Source organism: Sporosalibacterium faouarense (assembly GCF_016765695.1).
In the GTDB taxonomy this organism is placed as follows: Bacteria; Bacillota; Clostridia; order Tissierellales; family VENL01; genus Sporosalibacterium; species Sporosalibacterium faouarense.
In genome coordinates this window covers 238,527-254,377 of the sequence record NZ_JAETGO010000034.1, presented here as the reverse complement: position 1 = coordinate 254,377, position 15,851 = coordinate 238,527, and the positions used below count along the sequence as shown (strand labels likewise).

Annotated in this window: 18 protein-coding genes and 2 pseudogenes; 6 read left to right on the top strand and 14 right to left on the bottom strand. The window is 33.2% G+C overall.

Features of this window, described 5'->3' with window-relative positions:
* Positions 1–19: 19 nt before the first annotated feature.
* From JMO20_RS06080 to JMO20_RS06060, 5 genes are all read right to left on the bottom strand, one after another.
* Positions 20–1,447 (bottom strand): methyl-accepting chemotaxis protein, encoded by a 1,428-nt coding sequence (locus JMO20_RS06080; RefSeq protein ID WP_202708630.1) that lies wholly within the window; start codon positions 1,445–1,447, stop codon positions 20–22.
* Between the two features lie 12 nt (positions 1,448–1,459).
* Entirely contained in the window at positions 1,460–1,723 is a 264-nt protein-coding gene (locus JMO20_RS06075) for an MCP four helix bundle domain-containing protein (protein ID WP_202708629.1), read from the bottom strand.
* A 431-nt stretch (positions 1,724–2,154) separates the two neighbouring features.
* Positions 2,155–2,433: a CC/Se motif family (seleno)protein gene (locus JMO20_RS06070; RefSeq protein WP_202708628.1), complete on the bottom strand. Its 279-nt coding sequence runs from the start codon at positions 2,431–2,433 to the stop codon at positions 2,155–2,157.
* Between the two features lie 223 nt (positions 2,434–2,656).
* Positions 2,657–3,274, bottom strand: a complete 618-nt coding sequence (gene arsM / locus JMO20_RS06065) for an arsenite methyltransferase (RefSeq protein WP_481133358.1) — start codon at positions 3,272–3,274, stop codon at positions 2,657–2,659.
* 250 nt (positions 3,275–3,524) lie between these two features.
* A complete protein-coding gene (locus JMO20_RS06060; RefSeq protein ID WP_202708626.1) occupies positions 3,525–3,677 on the bottom strand; it encodes a hypothetical protein in 153 nt (50 codons plus the stop codon).
* A gap of 383 nt (positions 3,678–4,060) precedes the next feature.
* Between JMO20_RS06060 and JMO20_RS20310 the strand changes: the two genes are divergently transcribed.
* Both JMO20_RS20310 and JMO20_RS20305 read left to right on the top strand, forming a co-directional pair.
* Complete coding sequence (locus tag JMO20_RS20310) at positions 4,061–4,729, top strand: IS110 family transposase (protein ID WP_279380064.1); 669 nt, start codon at positions 4,061–4,063, stop codon at positions 4,727–4,729.
* A gap of 141 nt (positions 4,730–4,870) precedes the next feature.
* Positions 4,871–5,368 carry a transposase gene (locus tag JMO20_RS20305; protein ID WP_279380063.1) on the top strand — a complete coding sequence of 166 codons (498 nt, stop codon included), beginning with the start codon at positions 4,871–4,873 and terminating at the stop codon, positions 5,366–5,368.
* A gap of 263 nt (positions 5,369–5,631) precedes the next feature.
* Here JMO20_RS20305 and JMO20_RS06050 read toward each other — a convergent pair whose 3' ends face one another.
* The 3 genes from JMO20_RS06050 to JMO20_RS06040 form a co-directional block, all read right to left on the bottom strand.
* On the bottom strand, positions 5,632–6,177 hold the full coding sequence (locus JMO20_RS06050) for a TVP38/TMEM64 family protein (RefSeq protein ID WP_202708625.1): 546 nt from the start codon (positions 6,175–6,177) through the stop codon (positions 5,632–5,634).
* 128 nt (positions 6,178–6,305) lie between these two features.
* The gene (locus JMO20_RS06045; RefSeq protein WP_202708624.1) at positions 6,306–6,584 is read right to left on the bottom strand and encodes a (2Fe-2S) ferredoxin domain-containing protein; all 279 of its coding nucleotides are present in this window, start codon (positions 6,582–6,584) and stop codon (positions 6,306–6,308) included.
* A 226-nt stretch (positions 6,585–6,810) separates the two neighbouring features.
* Complete coding sequence (locus tag JMO20_RS06040; RefSeq protein WP_202708623.1) at positions 6,811–8,211, bottom strand: Na+/H+ antiporter NhaC family protein; 1,401 nt, start codon at positions 8,209–8,211, stop codon at positions 6,811–6,813.
* Between the two features lie 244 nt (positions 8,212–8,455).
* Between JMO20_RS06040 and JMO20_RS06035 the strand changes: the two genes are divergently transcribed.
* From JMO20_RS06035 to JMO20_RS19990, 4 genes and pseudogenes are all read left to right on the top strand, one after another.
* Positions 8,456–8,803: a four-helix bundle copper-binding protein gene (locus JMO20_RS06035; RefSeq protein WP_202708622.1), complete on the top strand. Its 348-nt coding sequence runs from the start codon at positions 8,456–8,458 to the stop codon at positions 8,801–8,803.
* Between the two features lie 102 nt (positions 8,804–8,905).
* Positions 8,906–9,424, top strand: a pseudogene (locus JMO20_RS06030) (transposase); the annotation flags it as partial.
* A gap of 615 nt (positions 9,425–10,039) precedes the next feature.
* Positions 10,040–10,279 (top strand): reverse transcriptase N-terminal domain-containing protein, encoded by a 240-nt coding sequence (locus JMO20_RS20000; protein ID WP_341533984.1) that lies wholly within the window; start codon positions 10,040–10,042, stop codon positions 10,277–10,279.
* Positions 10,280–10,478: 199 nt separating this feature from the next.
* Positions 10,479–10,739, top strand: a complete 261-nt coding sequence (locus tag JMO20_RS19990; RefSeq protein WP_243414641.1) for a reverse transcriptase domain-containing protein — start codon at positions 10,479–10,481, stop codon at positions 10,737–10,739.
* Here the strand turns inward: JMO20_RS19990 and JMO20_RS20300 are convergent.
* The 6 genes and pseudogenes from JMO20_RS20300 to JMO20_RS06005 all read right to left on the bottom strand — a co-directional run bounded on the left by JMO20_RS20300 (position 10,736) and on the right by JMO20_RS06005 (position 15,561).
* Positions 10,736–10,903 carry a hypothetical protein gene (locus JMO20_RS20300; protein ID WP_279380062.1) on the bottom strand — a complete coding sequence of 56 codons (168 nt, stop codon included), beginning with the start codon at positions 10,901–10,903 and terminating at the stop codon, positions 10,736–10,738. The two genes, JMO20_RS19990 and JMO20_RS20300, sit on opposite strands and share 4 nt — an antisense overlap.
* 24 nt (positions 10,904–10,927) lie before the next feature.
* Complete coding sequence (locus JMO20_RS06020) at positions 10,928–11,326, bottom strand: RNA-dependent RNA polymerase family protein (RefSeq protein WP_279380061.1); 399 nt, start codon at positions 11,324–11,326, stop codon at positions 10,928–10,930.
* Positions 11,327–11,868: 542 nt separating this feature from the next.
* Positions 11,869–12,330 (bottom strand): annotated as a pseudogene (locus JMO20_RS20750) (transposase); the annotation flags it as partial.
* Between the two features lie 72 nt (positions 12,331–12,402).
* Entirely contained in the window at positions 12,403–12,660 is a 258-nt protein-coding gene (locus tag JMO20_RS06015; RefSeq protein ID WP_202708621.1) for a hypothetical protein, read from the bottom strand.
* Between the two features lie 134 nt (positions 12,661–12,794).
* On the bottom strand, positions 12,795–14,156 hold the full coding sequence (locus JMO20_RS06010; protein ID WP_202708620.1) for a sigma-54-dependent transcriptional regulator: 1,362 nt from the start codon (positions 14,154–14,156) through the stop codon (positions 12,795–12,797).
* Positions 14,157–14,169: 13 nt separating this feature from the next.
* Entirely contained in the window at positions 14,170–15,561 is a 1,392-nt protein-coding gene (locus tag JMO20_RS06005; protein WP_202708619.1) for an ATP-binding protein, read from the bottom strand.
* Between the last annotated feature and the right edge of the window lie 290 nt (positions 15,562–15,851).

Genomic DNA, 15,851 nt, shown 5'->3' with positions numbered 1-15,851 from the left:
TCTAGCTACATAATAAATTTTATAATTTAAATTGACCTATTTCTTTCTCAGTACTATCTACTAAGCCACTGAAACGATTAACTGTGTCATTGATATTATTAAGTAATCTAACTTGATTATCAATATCCGCCTCTATTTTTTCTATTTCGTTTGTAGATTGATATGCATTTTCAGCAATCACTTCTCCTGCTTTAACTATGCTACTAGTAACCGTTGTTTGATTCTTAATAACCTCTTGTATCTTTTGTATTCTTTGATCCACATCAAAAATATTTGTAATAATGTCCTTAACCCCTTTATCTGTCTTTGTTGTTAGCTCTAATCCATTAGAAATCTTTTCATTCACTTCCCTAACGCCATTAACAACATCATCTATTGTGTCTAGTGTAGCTTTATTAATATTTTCTACAGCTGCTAGGGTTCTTTTGGTTTCCACAGCCAATTCTCTTATCTCAGCTGCAACGATAGAAAATCCTCTGCCAGCATCTCCTGCATGCGCCGCTTCAATAGATGCATTCAATGCTAGTAGATTGATCTTATTGGATATATTATCTATAATTTCAACAGTCTTATTAATCTGTTGTGACTGAGTTTTAAGTTTCTCTGCATTAGTTATCGTGCTAAATGAGGACTTTGAGATATTACTCATAGAATCTAACAGCTCCACAATATCCTTTGAGCTTATTTCTGATATTTCCTTTATTTCACTGCTTTTACTTACCGTATGTAATGCATATTCATCAATTGATGAGATGGATGTTTCTAAATCTATTAATTTATTTGTTATTTCTTCTGTAGATACTGCACTTTGTTGTGCACCAGCAGATATACTTCCAATACCTTGCTGAATACCCTGCATAAATACATTTGATTCTTCTACATTATTGATCATATGGGTATTCGTTTTAGATACATCAGTAATTAAGTCTTTCATCTGCTCTAGTATGTTTTTAATTGCCAACCTTGAAATATCTAATTGTTTTATTAAATCACCTATTTCATCCTCACTTTTAATTTCTACACTATCCAATAAATTTTTAGCCCCTAAGCTCCTTGCAAAACTCAAGCCCTTACTTAACTTTCTCCTAATATCAAGAGAAAATAAAAGGCCAAATAGAAAACATAATACCACACCTAACCCTGTTAGTGTAATCATAGTCACTCTTAAGGAATTATATTGTTCTGTGCTGTGGATATATGTATCTTCTGCCATAACTTCATTATTTTCTGTTAAATTGAAAAAGATATCCATTATTTGGACTCTTTGCTGCTGTATCTGGAAATATTCTTTCGTGAAAGCTTCAGTATCGACATATGATGTTATAATACTATTCAAATCATTTCGATAGCTTGTCCACTTATCTCTTAATAGGTCTATACTATCACCTTTAGTATTTTTTTCACTATCTCCTTCACCATGATTCAGAACCTCAATTTCAGCTATCAATAAATCTGTCTCCTATATATATTCCTTTATATTCTGTAAATCCACCTCTTGGATGATTTTCCTAGTGACCAAAGCATCTAAATATACAAAACTACTATGGGCTTTCTCTAAACTTATATTTAGCTTGAAATGATTATTATACATATCATCAACATCTTCATAGATATTATGGGTATTAAATATACCATACCCTCCCATAATCCCTAAAATAATAGATATCGTTACAGCTGCAAACATTAACTTGTGAAATATTTTTATCCTCCGTAAAAAAGCCACTTAGTTGCCCCCCTATTTTTATATTCACTTGTATTTATATTTTTTTATCATCCAGCAAATCTTGCGATCAAAGTTTATTGTCATTCCAATAATAAATCTTTTTCATATATTCTTCTCCATCAATTTCTACTTTTACTAACCTCCACATCAATATTTCTAAAGTACTGTTCTAAACTGATTCTCCAGCCTCTTCAAGTTCTAACCAACTTATTGTAGAGTATTTTTTCAAGATTATTATGAAGATCAAAATATATACCCACATTGCCATATGTATATCTTAAAATAGTAGCTTTAAGATAAGCTACTATTTTAAGCAGTTATATATATAAAGGGGAGGTTGATAAAATTATAACCTCCAGATATGAAGAAATTATGAAGATTTTTATTAAACTCATTAACAGCTCTATTATTTCTTTTGGATAAAGCAGACATTATTCAGCGAGTTCTATTGTTAATTTTTTAAAATAAAACAGCCTTGAAAGACCAATCTTTATTTTCTGAACCGTTTCGATTTCCTTATCACAATATATTGTAATTTCTTCTACTTCCATTTTTTCAAATTTAGACACGTCCCGTGGTGCTCCCAACTCAATTTTAGGCATTGATGCGGCACCTCCACAGCACCCACTCATACTTGATAACATAATCATAATCGCTTGATTTTTTTCTACTATATATGCTTTAGCTTCCGGCTCAATTTGAAATTTCACAGCTTACCTCCTTCGTAATTTAGTTCTATTTGTTAGTTACATAGTAATATTACAATTTAGTTGCTCTTATTGAAGCAGACATAATGTATTCACCAACCCTTAAATTATGTGCCCATTTCTCAGCATATTCCTTAGATACCTCTTTGGTTTCGATGTCTATATTACTAAATCCAGCTCTCTCTAAGTATATTTTTAGTTCTTCAACTGAAGAAGCACCAGTAACTCAACCACAATAAAGTTTTTCATCTTGCTTCATTTCTTCTGTCAGCTCTTTAATTAGGACTACATCAGAAATAGCAACTCTACCACCTTTTTTCAATACCCTGTATGCCTCATTATATACCCTTTGTTTTTTAGGAGACAAGTTTATTACACAATTTGAGATAATCACATCTGCTGTATTATCAGCTACTGGAAGGTTTTCAATTTCACCTAATCTGAAATCTACATTCGTATATCTATGTTTTCTAGATAGGGTCCTTGATTTACTTACCATTTCAGGAGTCATATCTACCCCAATTACATATCCCTTTGAACCTACCTTTTTTGATGCCAAGAAACAGTCAAATCCTCCTCCGCTCCCAAGATCAATTACTATTTCACCTTTCTTTATTTCTGCAATTAGCTGAGGATTACCACAACCTAATCCCATGTTAGCATCTTCTGGTACATTTGATATTTCTTCATCAGAATACCCTATTTTACTCGATATTTCTTTTGTAGAATTTTTAATTTTAATACTACCGCTACAACATCCTGTATCATTAACCTTGTCATCAGCTATTTTACCATAACTTTCACGAACAGCATTCCTAATATCAGTTTTATTTGTATCATTCATACATACCACTCCTAATTTTTATCGTTATTTGTCAAACAGCACAAGAGCATTAAAGGATTGTAATCTGTGTATATATCTTCTCATTTTATTTAAAAATCCAATGAAATTACTTTAATAAAAGTAAGAATAAATCCAAAAAAGCAGGACATTTTCAAGAAGAATAATCTTCTAATATTTCTAAACACTTACCTACTTCCTTGAACTAATTCATTCTTACTTAATCAACTACTTTTTACCATCTATCAGCTGGTTATCGTAAAAAATAAATTGCCACTGCAGAAACTGCTACAAGGGTAAAAATAGGCATAATACTTGAACCACCAGATGAATGTTCATTTTCATGATTTTGATGATTTGTGTTATTATGTGGTCTATGATTATGTCCACTTCCACAGCATCCCATCTCAACCCCTCCTAGTATAATGATGTCATAGTCATTAGTGACTATGCAGTTAATACATTTCCACAAAAATCACTTCTATTATCTAGTAACAGAAGAAGGAGTTCTTCCTTCATCAGACGTTACTTCTATATTTAATATGTCTAACGGTTCCCGGTAGACTCCAGGCTTTTCATGATGTATAATCCTTAAGGATAGGACAAAGAATGTTCCCCTCCTTGGGAAGTCAGTTTCTACTGACCTATACCTATAAAAAAGTCAATTAGTCCATTCAATGAGGTTTTATGTTTAGGCTGGTTGGGAGCCTCAGGCTATACCCGTATCACATGCTAGGATGTGTACTCATTGCTTGGAAATGGATTCCTATCAGAAAGGAGCTATCGCTCATGTCAAACACTATTAAATATGATTTGTTTATTTCGGTTGGTATTGATGTTGGTGCAGACTTTAGCTGGATGTCTATTGCACTACCTAACCAAACCTTTGTAGGAAAACCTTTCAAAATCCTACATTCTGATTTAAATTCCCTTGCTATGACTGTTTCAAAAATAAAAGAAGCAGAAGAGCTGTATTCTTTGGAAAGTCGCATTTTCCTAGAATCCACGGGAATTTATCATTACCCACGCTTCTGCTATCTTCGTGATAAAGGATTTCATGTCTACGTGATTAATCCTATCATCACTAAGAATAGCACAAACATTAACATTAGAAAAGTGCATAATGACAAATTTGATTCAAAAAAAGCTGCTCTAATAGGTTTAAAGCCTGATTTGAAGGTTTCTCTTATGCCATCGGATCTTGCTCTTGATTTAAGAAATCTTTCAAGAGAATATTATGACCTTATGGATAACCGCTCTGCTTATGTCAATAAGCTTCAAGGCGAACTACGTATGATATTTCCTCAGTATTTAAAAGTTTTTTCGAAAATAACTACAAATACAGCAATGACATTACTGGAAAAATATACTTCTCCAGATAAGTTTTTAAGTGCTCCCAAGGATGAAATCATCGCTTCCATACGCTCTACTGCACGTTTTGGTATTACTTATGCCTAGAACAAGTATAATGCTATTATTCAAGCTGCATATGATGCAAAAGCTTTTGGTCACGCTGTTAGCAGTAATTTTAAACGTATTCTGTTGTACATCCGATTCATTCGTCAGTATGATGAGGAGGTCTCAACCATACTTTCAGATATGCATGAGCTTGTGGATGCTAATGAAGATACTAACCTTGTAAAACAGGTATATCTGATTGAATCCTTTAAAGGTGCAGGATTCCTTTCTGCTGTAAGCCTTATGGGTGAAATTGGAGATTTTTCTGCTTTTCGTTCACCAAAGCAACTTTTTGCATATTTCGGTCTAGATCCAGCAGTAAAGCAATCTGGCAAGTTTAATGGCACCAAGGTTAGTATGTCAAAACGAGGCTCTAGGATTGCACGAAGAGTGATTCACACCATGGCTTTGATCAGTATCAGTAAGAACAAAGATGGTTCTGCCAAGAATCCTGTGCTTCGTGACTATTATCTTCTAAAATGCCAGAGTAAACCTAAAATGGTGGCCCTTGGTGCTGTTATGCACAAAGTTTGCAACATTGTATTTGCTATTTTGCGTGATGAAAAAGAATTCGAAATTATCACTCCAGAAGATCACCAAAAGAATTACTTAAAAGCGAAATGCGACATCGCTGCATAATGTAAGGCTGTACGAATATCTTCGTTTTTTGACAGTTGTCAAAGAGCTTATTAAAGTTACCCTTTTTAGTTCAGTGAAGCTTCAGTAAAAATATCAAATATCTTTTATTTTAATATTGACATTTCTTAGCTGGACTTTCATTTGTTTTATGATATAAAAACTTAGTATATAGTAAATACCACAGGGATCGTCGTATTTTCAACATTTAGTTTAAAGTTCCTTTTAAAAGAATCTCATTTCTTTCTACCTATATTGAAACAAAATTAAGTAGACTCAATCAATAATCTATTAGCTACTTTTAGCCTTCTCTTCTTAACTAAGTAGCTTATCAAAACTACGATGGTTACTATCACCAACTGTCCCACAAATAGCTGTAGCTCTGTTATGGGGAGAATATTAGCTAGTTCCATAGAGTAGGCATATACAAATGTGGTCATTAGCTTGGCCACTGCTGCTATAAATACAAAGTTTTTAAATGATACCTTACTAGCTCCTGCTCCAGCACATATGATATTATCTGGTAGTACAGGCAAAATGAATAATAATCCAATAATAATCTCTCCATTTTTCTCAACCAGTCTAGTATATTTATCAAATAATTCTTCTTTACCTAGTCTCTTTACTATTATTTGTTGAGCATATCTTACTATAAAATACATGGTTATACTCCCACTTAATATACCAAGATAGCCTATTATAAAACCTTTAAAAGGCCCTAAGGCTAAGCTGCCGCCTGTGATAGTCACCATTTCTGGTGTAAATAGTACTATTGGTTGAATAAAGGCAATTAAAAAGTATATTAGACCCATGATGATGTCCCTCCTTTACACAATATCCTTTCTTTACCAAATCTTATACACCAAATACTACAAGATTTGTAGTATTTGCAACACTTATTAATGTTATTATTTAAAGGGTTTCTCTTCTACCTTGCTTTCTATCCCATATTTTCTACTATATTACTCTCTTCTTTCCAGATTAACCAATTTAAAATTTCTTCTACCTTCTCTGCATTGGTTTGTGTATAAACTTTTCCATTCACTTTCACTACAGGGCCCCTACACTTCCCTAGACACCTACATTCCTTTACTTCAAACTCTATACTCTTTTCCTTTAATAACTCCTCATAGATTTTAAACTCTTCATAAATATTAATTCCTTTATCTATCCCACATGTCTGTGTTTTACAATGGCTACATACCTCCACTTTTATCATTTGTATTTCCCCTCTATTCATTTTAAAATTCAGTTCTACCTATACACCTAAATTAATGCAAGTATTATACCAAGTTAAATTCAAATAATTTACTACCTATTTGACACTAAAAAAATAGTAGTTTCTCTTAAAAATAAGAAACTACCCTCTCCTCACAATTTTATATATCATTTATCTAGTGTTGTATCTGTACATTCTCGTTAAGTCTTTCTCCTATCATTTCATTTTACAAAGTAAGCCCTATCAGCAAATATCCAGCTAGTGATAGTAATGCTCCCGCTATTACATAGGGAAGAGATGTAATCAAATGATTCCCGAAGGATGTATCAGACATTTGTGCTGATAGTGGAGAGACTACGTCTGCTACTGCTCCACCCGCCCATACTGTCCCTACCATAATTGCAACATTAATTCCTGAATTAACTGCAAAGGTGACGGCTAACGGCATAACCAATGCCCAGGTGGCCCACGAAGAACCAATGGTGTATGCTAGTATTCCTGCAATCAGAAATACTACCGATGGTATTAAGAAATTAGGGATATTTTTAATCATCCCTTCAGTAATGAGACTATTAAACCCCAGTTCTTCAGTTACAAGTGTAAGAGCCCAGCTTAATACAAGGATCATCACCAAACCCATAACCTTTCCTGCACCTATGATAATATGAGCCTCAATTTCTGCCAGACTAATTTTTTGTAGCATGAAATAGATACTGGTAATGAGTAAAGTCAACAATACACCTGCAAATATCGAAGCATTAAAGTTTGCAGCACTTAAGGCTCCAAAAAAGGTATCTGCTTTTCCTCTTCCTGTCCACCAAAAAAAGAAAATAGTACTCAATAATAAGATTATAACTGGTATCAAAAGATTTCTGCTTTTATTAGGATACTCTGAGATTTGCTCAGTAGTTTTTTCTTCTCTCTCAATATGAGCTTTTGTAAATTCTTCCTCTTCTTCTGTAGACTTTCCTATTTTTATTCTTCCAAAGCCTAATCCCAACACAGTCACTAATGCAGCTAGTAGTAACATAGACCATGAGAAAAAATTCCATATGACACTTTTTACAACAATCATATAGGCACTTTCAGTGATTGCGGTCCCCCTTATATTATTGGTGACCAGTGTTACCATATATCCTAGGTATGCTGTTGCAATAGGGATTAATAAAATAAGCTGTAAACTTGTCACCGATAGCACAAAAGCAAATTTCTCTTTTGAGCCCTTTACCTTTTGTAATACTGGATTTAGCATTGTTCCTACTGCAATTGTATGAAAGGAACTATCAAAAAAAGTAAATATACTTAAAAACCAAGCCCATCCAAGTACCCCTTTTTCGCTCTTGATCCATTTGCTTACCTTATCACTAAAGCCTGCAATCCCCCCCGCCATTTCAATCAATTCAGCCAAGGCCCCAAAGCTAATGAGGAAGCCTAAGGTATAAGCACTATCCTTATCTGCTACAGCATCTATGATATAGCTACCTATCTCTGTAATACCTCCTAATAATGACCGGGTATTAATAAAAGCCCCTACTACAACTCCAACAAATAGTGCAGGTATTAATTTCTTAGTTTTAAAGGTAATAACTATGGTAATTAGTGGTGGGATTAAAGATAACCAAACCATATGAATACCCCTCCATTGTTTATTTAATTTAATGTCATCTATAATAATATGACCTAAATCTAAACTCAAAATACCCATAGTCATTGAAACAGTTGCTATTAAAAATATCGACGGTGAAAGTAATACATAACTAAGTCACAGAATGCTGCATGTATAATTTTTTTTTTATAATGTGAGCATAGAAGACTTTACCATAAGACATACTAAATTTGCAAGAAAACTTTAGAAAGAAAGGGGTGTTAAGATGGGTGTAGTAACCAATAAAACCGATATGATGCAAGCATGTATTGATGCTTGTACAAAGTGTGCTCAAGCATGCTATGAGTGCTTTAACGCATGTCTGAATGAACCTGATTTAAATGCAAGAAAAAATTGTGTAAGCATATTAGTAGAGTGTGCTATGATGTGCCAAATGTCAGTTGCCACGATGTCCATGAGTGGGCAATTTTCAAAAGAGCATTGTCAGCTATGTGCTCAAATCTGTGAAAAATGTGCAACTGAATGTGCCATGTTTAAAGATGATCATTGTCAAAAATGTGCTGAAATTTGCCGTATGTGTGCTGAAGAGTGCAGAAAAATGGTTGCTATGTAATCTTTGGATGGTAGTGTAAATAAATCTGTGCTTAAGTGAAAAAACTAACTCCTTTCTGGCAAGAATTAGAACAAATAATTCTTGTTAGAATGGAGCTTTTTTATGAGTGCAGTACCAAAGGGATTTATAAGGCAAATAATTAATGAGGGTAATCTTAAAACAACTGATGATCTACACGCTTTTCTAAGAGATTTATTTAAAGATGCACTTCAGGAAATTCTAGAAGCTGAGTTGGATGTTGAATTAGGATTTTCTAAGGGTGACCGTAAGAATAAGGAAACTGATAATCGAAGAAATGGGTATACTGACAAGACGGTTAAAACCAAGTTTGGAGACATGGAGATTGAAGTTCCTAGGGACAGAAATGGTGAGTTTGAGCCAGTAGTAGTACCAAAGAATATAAGAGATATATAAGGTATTGAAGAAAAGGTAATATTCCTCTATTCAAGGGGTATGTCTACAAGAGATATCCATGACCAGGTTAAAGATATATATGGAGTAGAGCTATCAGCTGAAATGGTTAGTAAAATCAAAGATAAAATCATTCCACAAATCCAAGAATGGCAAAATAGACCCATAGCATCTATATACCCCTTTATCTTCATGGATGCAATTCATTACGTTCGACACGAAGTCGTTTAAACAATTGTTCAACAATGTGATTGAACCTGCTGTTCCGTCAGCAGTAGCCCAATAGCATATGCAATACTAGCAATAGAGTTGTGTAAAGCTGCTATGGAAAATGTAGTCCTGTAAAAACAATATCAGAACGGTAAAGGGATGATATTACTACTAGCACCAAGGTGGTTAGGACGCATGGCTTTATGGTATGACTAACATATGTGAACTACTGGTAAACATCGTTATCGCGAGCAAGCTAAAGGTGCTGAAAAGCTTGGACCAAAATGGTACGTAGCAGGTCATCTTTTTGTAGTGTAAAGATGCACGGATAAAATTCTACCGGTGGATAGGTAGAGTCTAACCCCTAATGTTGTTTAATCGGAACGTGGTAAGCCCATATTTTTCCTAAGTGGTTGGTAACCTGTAAGGGTTATACAATAAAATGTGGGTAAAGGAACATGGAAAAATCGAAGGTTCTTCTGTAACGGAAGAAATAGGAGTTGAAACATTACTCCACGTGAAAGCGGGCAGACTTCCATTAGGTTTCTCATTACAAGAGAGCCTGCAGAATCTTCAAAGGAGGGAAAGCAAATGGACATTGAATTATCAATGTGTGTGCCAGCCAACCATGAAACATACTGGGAAAATATTAATTGGTCACAATGTTTTAAGCAGGTTAGAAGACTGCAGGTACGTATTGTAAAGGCTTGGAAAGCAGAAAAATATAACAAGGCTAAATCATTACAATGGATATTAACTAAATCTTTTTCAGCAAAAGCTTTAGCGGTTAAAAGAGTTACGGAGAACACTGGGGGTACAACGCCAGGCGTTGATAAATTAATCTGGAACACTTAGCAAGAAAAGTACCAGGCAATATTCGAACTTTCAAGAAAAGATTACCACTCTCAACCATTAAGACGAATCTACATACCAAAGAAAAACAAGTCAGAAAAACGTCCTCTTGGAATTCCCACAATGATTGATAGAGCAATGCAATCATTATACCTTATGGCTTTAGAACCCATAGCGGAAACTACAGCAGATAACTGCTCATATGGGTTTAGATTGCAAAGAGCAACACATGACGCAATTGAGCACTGCTTTTAAGCTTCTATCAAAACAAAATTCTCCAGAGTGGATTCTTGAAGGAGATATCAAAGGCTGTTTCGATAACATCAGCCACAAGTGGTTGATGAATAATATCCTTATTGATAAAAAGGTATTAAATCAATGGCTTAAAGCAGGATTAGTTTACAAAGGTGAATGGTTTCCAACTGAAGCTGGTACTTCCCAAGGAGGTTTATGCAAAGCTTAGCATAAACCTCCTTGGGGTGTTCCAGCCATTCTTTCCTGAATACTTCCATCAGGCATTACCATTGACGCCTTTGGAAACCTTTCAATATAAAGTATTCCCCACTTTTCTTTGATATGAGCTTTAACTGCCCTCATTAAGAGATCATGACTTATATTATCAAACAATCCAACAATATCAAATTCTAAGATTCAACCATATTTCCAACATCGTTCTCTCGTTACTCGTATTTCATCTATTGCTGAACGGTTTGGTCTATATCCATAAGAATCATCAAGAAAAATCTTTTCTACATTTGGCTCGAAGACCATTCGAGTTACCATTTGTGCAACTCTGTCTTCAATTGTTGGTATTCCCAATAATCTTTTCTTTCCATTCTTCTTGGGTATTTCAACGCCTTTTACAGCTTTTGGAAAGTAGCTACCTGATGACATGCGATTCCATAACTTATATAAGTTATTTTTCATTTCCTTCTCATAGTCATCGAAATAAGCTCCATCTACTCCTCCTGCACCTTTATTGGCTTTTACACGTTTGTATGCTGCTAAAACTAATTCTTGTGAAATTTGAAACGACTTTCCCTCGTCCATATAATCCTCCCATTTCTGGTTGTTAAATTTGCGAGTTATGAATGATAAAACCCCTTCGCTCTATCTTCATTACAAAGACTTCATCACTACTACGAGTTCTTCCGCACCTGTAAAGTTCATCGCTACTGTCATTCTTGTCATTCTATCGCTTGGATTTTCACTTTACATTACTATACAGGATTCTCCTGTTCCTTAAGAGAGCCTATGTCATGTTCCTAGAGTCTTTACACCGACAGCCGTCCAGCCAGTAGCCAGATTTCTTCTGAACTTATCCCATCTGTGATCAAAGCAAATGGTCGTGACATTATTTTAGTATTTACGATGCTTTATCGAACACTTCACTTTCGTTTAACTCCATGACACTTACCTGACTGTTTTAACAACCTTTTCTCTTTGTGCTCAGTACCATAGCTTTTAACTACAGCACCCAAAGGTGGTCTGAAACCAATATCTGGATATCGATTTCGAAAGACCTACTCTCATCTCTTTTAAAGCACGTACCAATTTCTTGGTACTTCAGGACACACTTGACCTCTTACGGTAAAAACAAAGGGATATATGGATTCAAGGCTTTTATTTTTCCACTCTTTTATAACTGTATAATCTTATCTGTAATCTTACTTACCATTTTAGCTCGACATTTCTTGTATATGCCTTAATTTGGGCATGTATATCTCTGGTTGTTATACTACTTGCATACATAGATATGACCTTATATTCAGTACCTGAATTTCTCTTTTATTCTTTGGAACTACTACAGGTTCAAATTCTCCATTTTGATCACTGGGAACTACTATTTACTTTTCTCCAAACTTTGCTTTAACAATCTTTTCACTATAACCATTTCTACGCTTATTAGTACTCTTACTTTTTCTGTTTCCTTTTTCATAGCTTAAGTCAATCCCAAGCTTCGATTGTAACATTTCTTAAAGGGCCTACTTGAACAAGTCTTCAAGGTATGAATATAAATCTGCTGATGTTTTTAGATTACCTTCGGTAATCATTTCACTTCAAACTTCCTTTGGTAATGTACTCAAAGTAAAACTCCTCTCTGGTTTGTTTTATTTGTTAATCATTTACATAAAGGAGTTACTTATTTTACCAAAGCACAGAATTCTTTTTACACTACCTATATCTTTATTAATGAATATCAATAACCAGTATAATATTATACTCATATTCATGTCCCCAATAGTTGCACTCATCATAAGTCTTGTGTGTCCAGTTAAATCATCCATCGTATAAAATGTTCCACATTGTACATACTCCCATATAAATTGCAGTATAAATGCTACTATTGCTACAATAACTGTGTTACGGATAAATGACTTCATATATTGTATCTCCCCTTTTTCATTCTTTTACCATAAACTATTATAACTGATATGAACATAAATAAGTTAGAATATCAATATTTCTTATATCCATAAATTATATTTTTAGCCGAGGGGGGGTTCAATCACTTACCTTATTCTTTATTACTATCAATCTTGTATTTATCCATTCTATATATAAGTGTATGTCTTGTTATTCCTAATAACTTTGCTGCTTTGCTCTGATTATAATCAGTTGATTCAAGTGCCTGTCTTATAAGACTTTGTTCAACTTCCTCTAGATTTATCCCCTCTGTAGGTAATGTAAAGTCTGTATTAGCTTGTTCCTGGTATAGTATATCTTTAGGTAAATCTGTCTTTTCAATTTTTCCCTTTTGATTAAGTATAACTAGTCTTTCAATTATATTTTCAAGTTCTCTTATATTACCCTTCCATTTGTAATCAATCAAATAATCTAAAGCATTCTTACTAATTTCCATTTTGTTTCTACCTATCTCTTTACAGTATTTATCAAGAAAGTAATCTACTAAACTTACTATATCCTCTTTTCTTTCTCTAAGGGGTGGAAGTTCAATAGGAATCACATTTAGTCTATAATATAAATCTTCTCTAAATTCACCCTTTTCAACCATTTCTAGCAAATCTTTATTTGTTGCAGCAATGACCCTTGTATCAATTTTTATTGTTTCAGTCCCTCCTACCCTCTCTATTTCTTTTTCTTGAAGGACTCTTAGAAGTTTTACCTGCATTGCTAGACTAATCTCTCCTATTTCATCTAAGAAAATAGTCCCTTCGTCGGCTCTTTCGAACCTACCAATTTTTCTTTCTATAGCTCCAGTGAATGCACCCTTTTCATGGCCAAAAAGTTCACTTTCTAATAAACCCTCTGGAAGTGCACCACAGTTAACCTTAATATATGGTTTATTACTTCTGTCACTGCTATAATGTATTGCATTAGCAATAAGTTCTTTTCCTGTGCCACTTTCTCCAGTTATTAAGATAGTTGCATTGCTTTTTGAAACCCTATTGACCATTTCAAGGATTTCCTTCATTTTATGGCTATCACCAATAATAATTTTACCAGTAGCATTTTGTAGTTCTTCAGTTAAAAACTCTATTTGTCTTGACATATCTCCAACATCTATAGCTTTTCTAATTTGAATCTTTAATTCATCTACATCAAAGGGTTTAGAAATATAATCTAAAGCTCCAATTTTCATAGCTTCTACAGCAGACTCCATAGTTCCATGGGCAGTTATCATAATTACTGGTAAGTCAGCATTTATTTTTTTAATTTCTTTTAAGGCTTCCATTCCATCCATTTTTGGCATTCTTAGGTCTAATAGTACTAGTTGTAAGTTCTTTGACTTTACTTGTTTAACTGCTTCCTCTCCATCTGCAGCTGAAAATATTGAATAATTTTCATCTTTTAAAGCTCTTTTTATAGCCCAAATCATATTCTTTTCATCGTCTGCTATTAAAATATTCTTAGTCATTAGTTGTCCCTCCCTATCTAATGGGTAAATTAATAATTATTTTTGTTCCTTTTCCTAACTGACTTTCAATCTCCATATATCCTTTATGCTCTTCAATAATTCTATGAGTTATTGCTAGTCCTAATCCCGTTCCCTGTTTCTTTGTAGTATAGAACGGTTCAAAAACCTTTTCTAATTTATCCTGTGGTATCCCTGTCCCATTATCTTTGAAAATAATTTCAGCCCATTTTTCCTTAACTCTAAAGTTAATATTTACATGTCCCCCATCTGGCATTGCTTGAATTGCATTAAATACTATATTGATAAATCCTTGCTTTAGTTTCTCTGAATCTAGTAGGATTTTAACATCTTCTATAGATGTATATTTAATATCTACATGATACTGTTGGGCAAATTTTGTAGTAATTAGAAGTATTTCTTTTATTAGTTTGTCTATACTATATAGTTTGACTTGTTGTATTGATGGTTTAGCAAAGTCTAGTAGTTCTTTAATAACCTTATTTGCTCTATCTATTTCATGAATTATTATCTCTATTCCTTCTTTCATCTCTTGATCTTTCATCTCTTTATGGATAGTTTGAGATATGGTCTTAATTATTCCCATAGGATTTCTAATCTCATGAGCTACACCTGAAGCAAGTTCCCCCACAGCAGATAATTTCTCAGCTCTTCTTACTTGATTTTCTAGTTTTCTAAGTTCTGTTATATCTTCTAAAACTATTACTATCCCTTCAGTTTTATTAACAATATTTCGTAAGGGATATATTAATAGTTTCACGTCTATTACTTTATCATTGCTTGTTCTACAACTAGTTTCAATACTTTCTGGATAAGTCTTATTTTCCATGACATTGGTAATCAATTCTTCAATTCTTTGATATTCAATAAATATACTACTTAACTTCTTATTAATATTATTAACTGATACTCCAAATAGTTTACTACCTTCTTGATTTATAGATTGAATATTAAAGTCATTGTCAGTTGCTATTACAACATTTGTAATACTATCCAAAATATTTCTTGTATAGTTCTCTAGATTAGTTACCCTTTTAATTTGAAGTTCTAATAATTTCTTTTTATTAAAATCAGACTCTACTAAAAATCCTGTTATTACACCAACAATTATAAACATTATAATTTCTAAAAATTGATTTAATATAGCTATATCTATTTTACCAAAATATATAAATAGGTGTGGAGCATAGATAATACCAATTATCATAGGAGTAATGATACCACCCTTTAGTCTAAACTTAAATGCCGAAAGTATAATAGGAATATAATAAAGTCTTCTATAAAATTCGTGAATATCCCATTTCGTAGAGATTGTAAAATAATGAAGAAAAGTTATAATTGTAATACTAATTCCAATAAATAATAAGTCTTTTTTTCTTTGGTCCACCAAAAACACTTCCTTATATGATTATTCCTTGCCTTTGATAATTCATTGACTATAGATTAAATATATTTACTATTTAATTATTATATCATTATTAATTTTATAAGTTAAAAATCAATTAATATAATAATACTTATAGCAAAATACAGGTCATAAACTTTTCTTGTTTTACTGCATAGTCTGATTATTATTTGAGTGTTCTTTATCTAATAATTATAAGTATTATTTCTATTTTCATGATTAGGGCTATAATGAGTTTAAAATAGGCTCTATTGTAATAATCGAGCGGGATT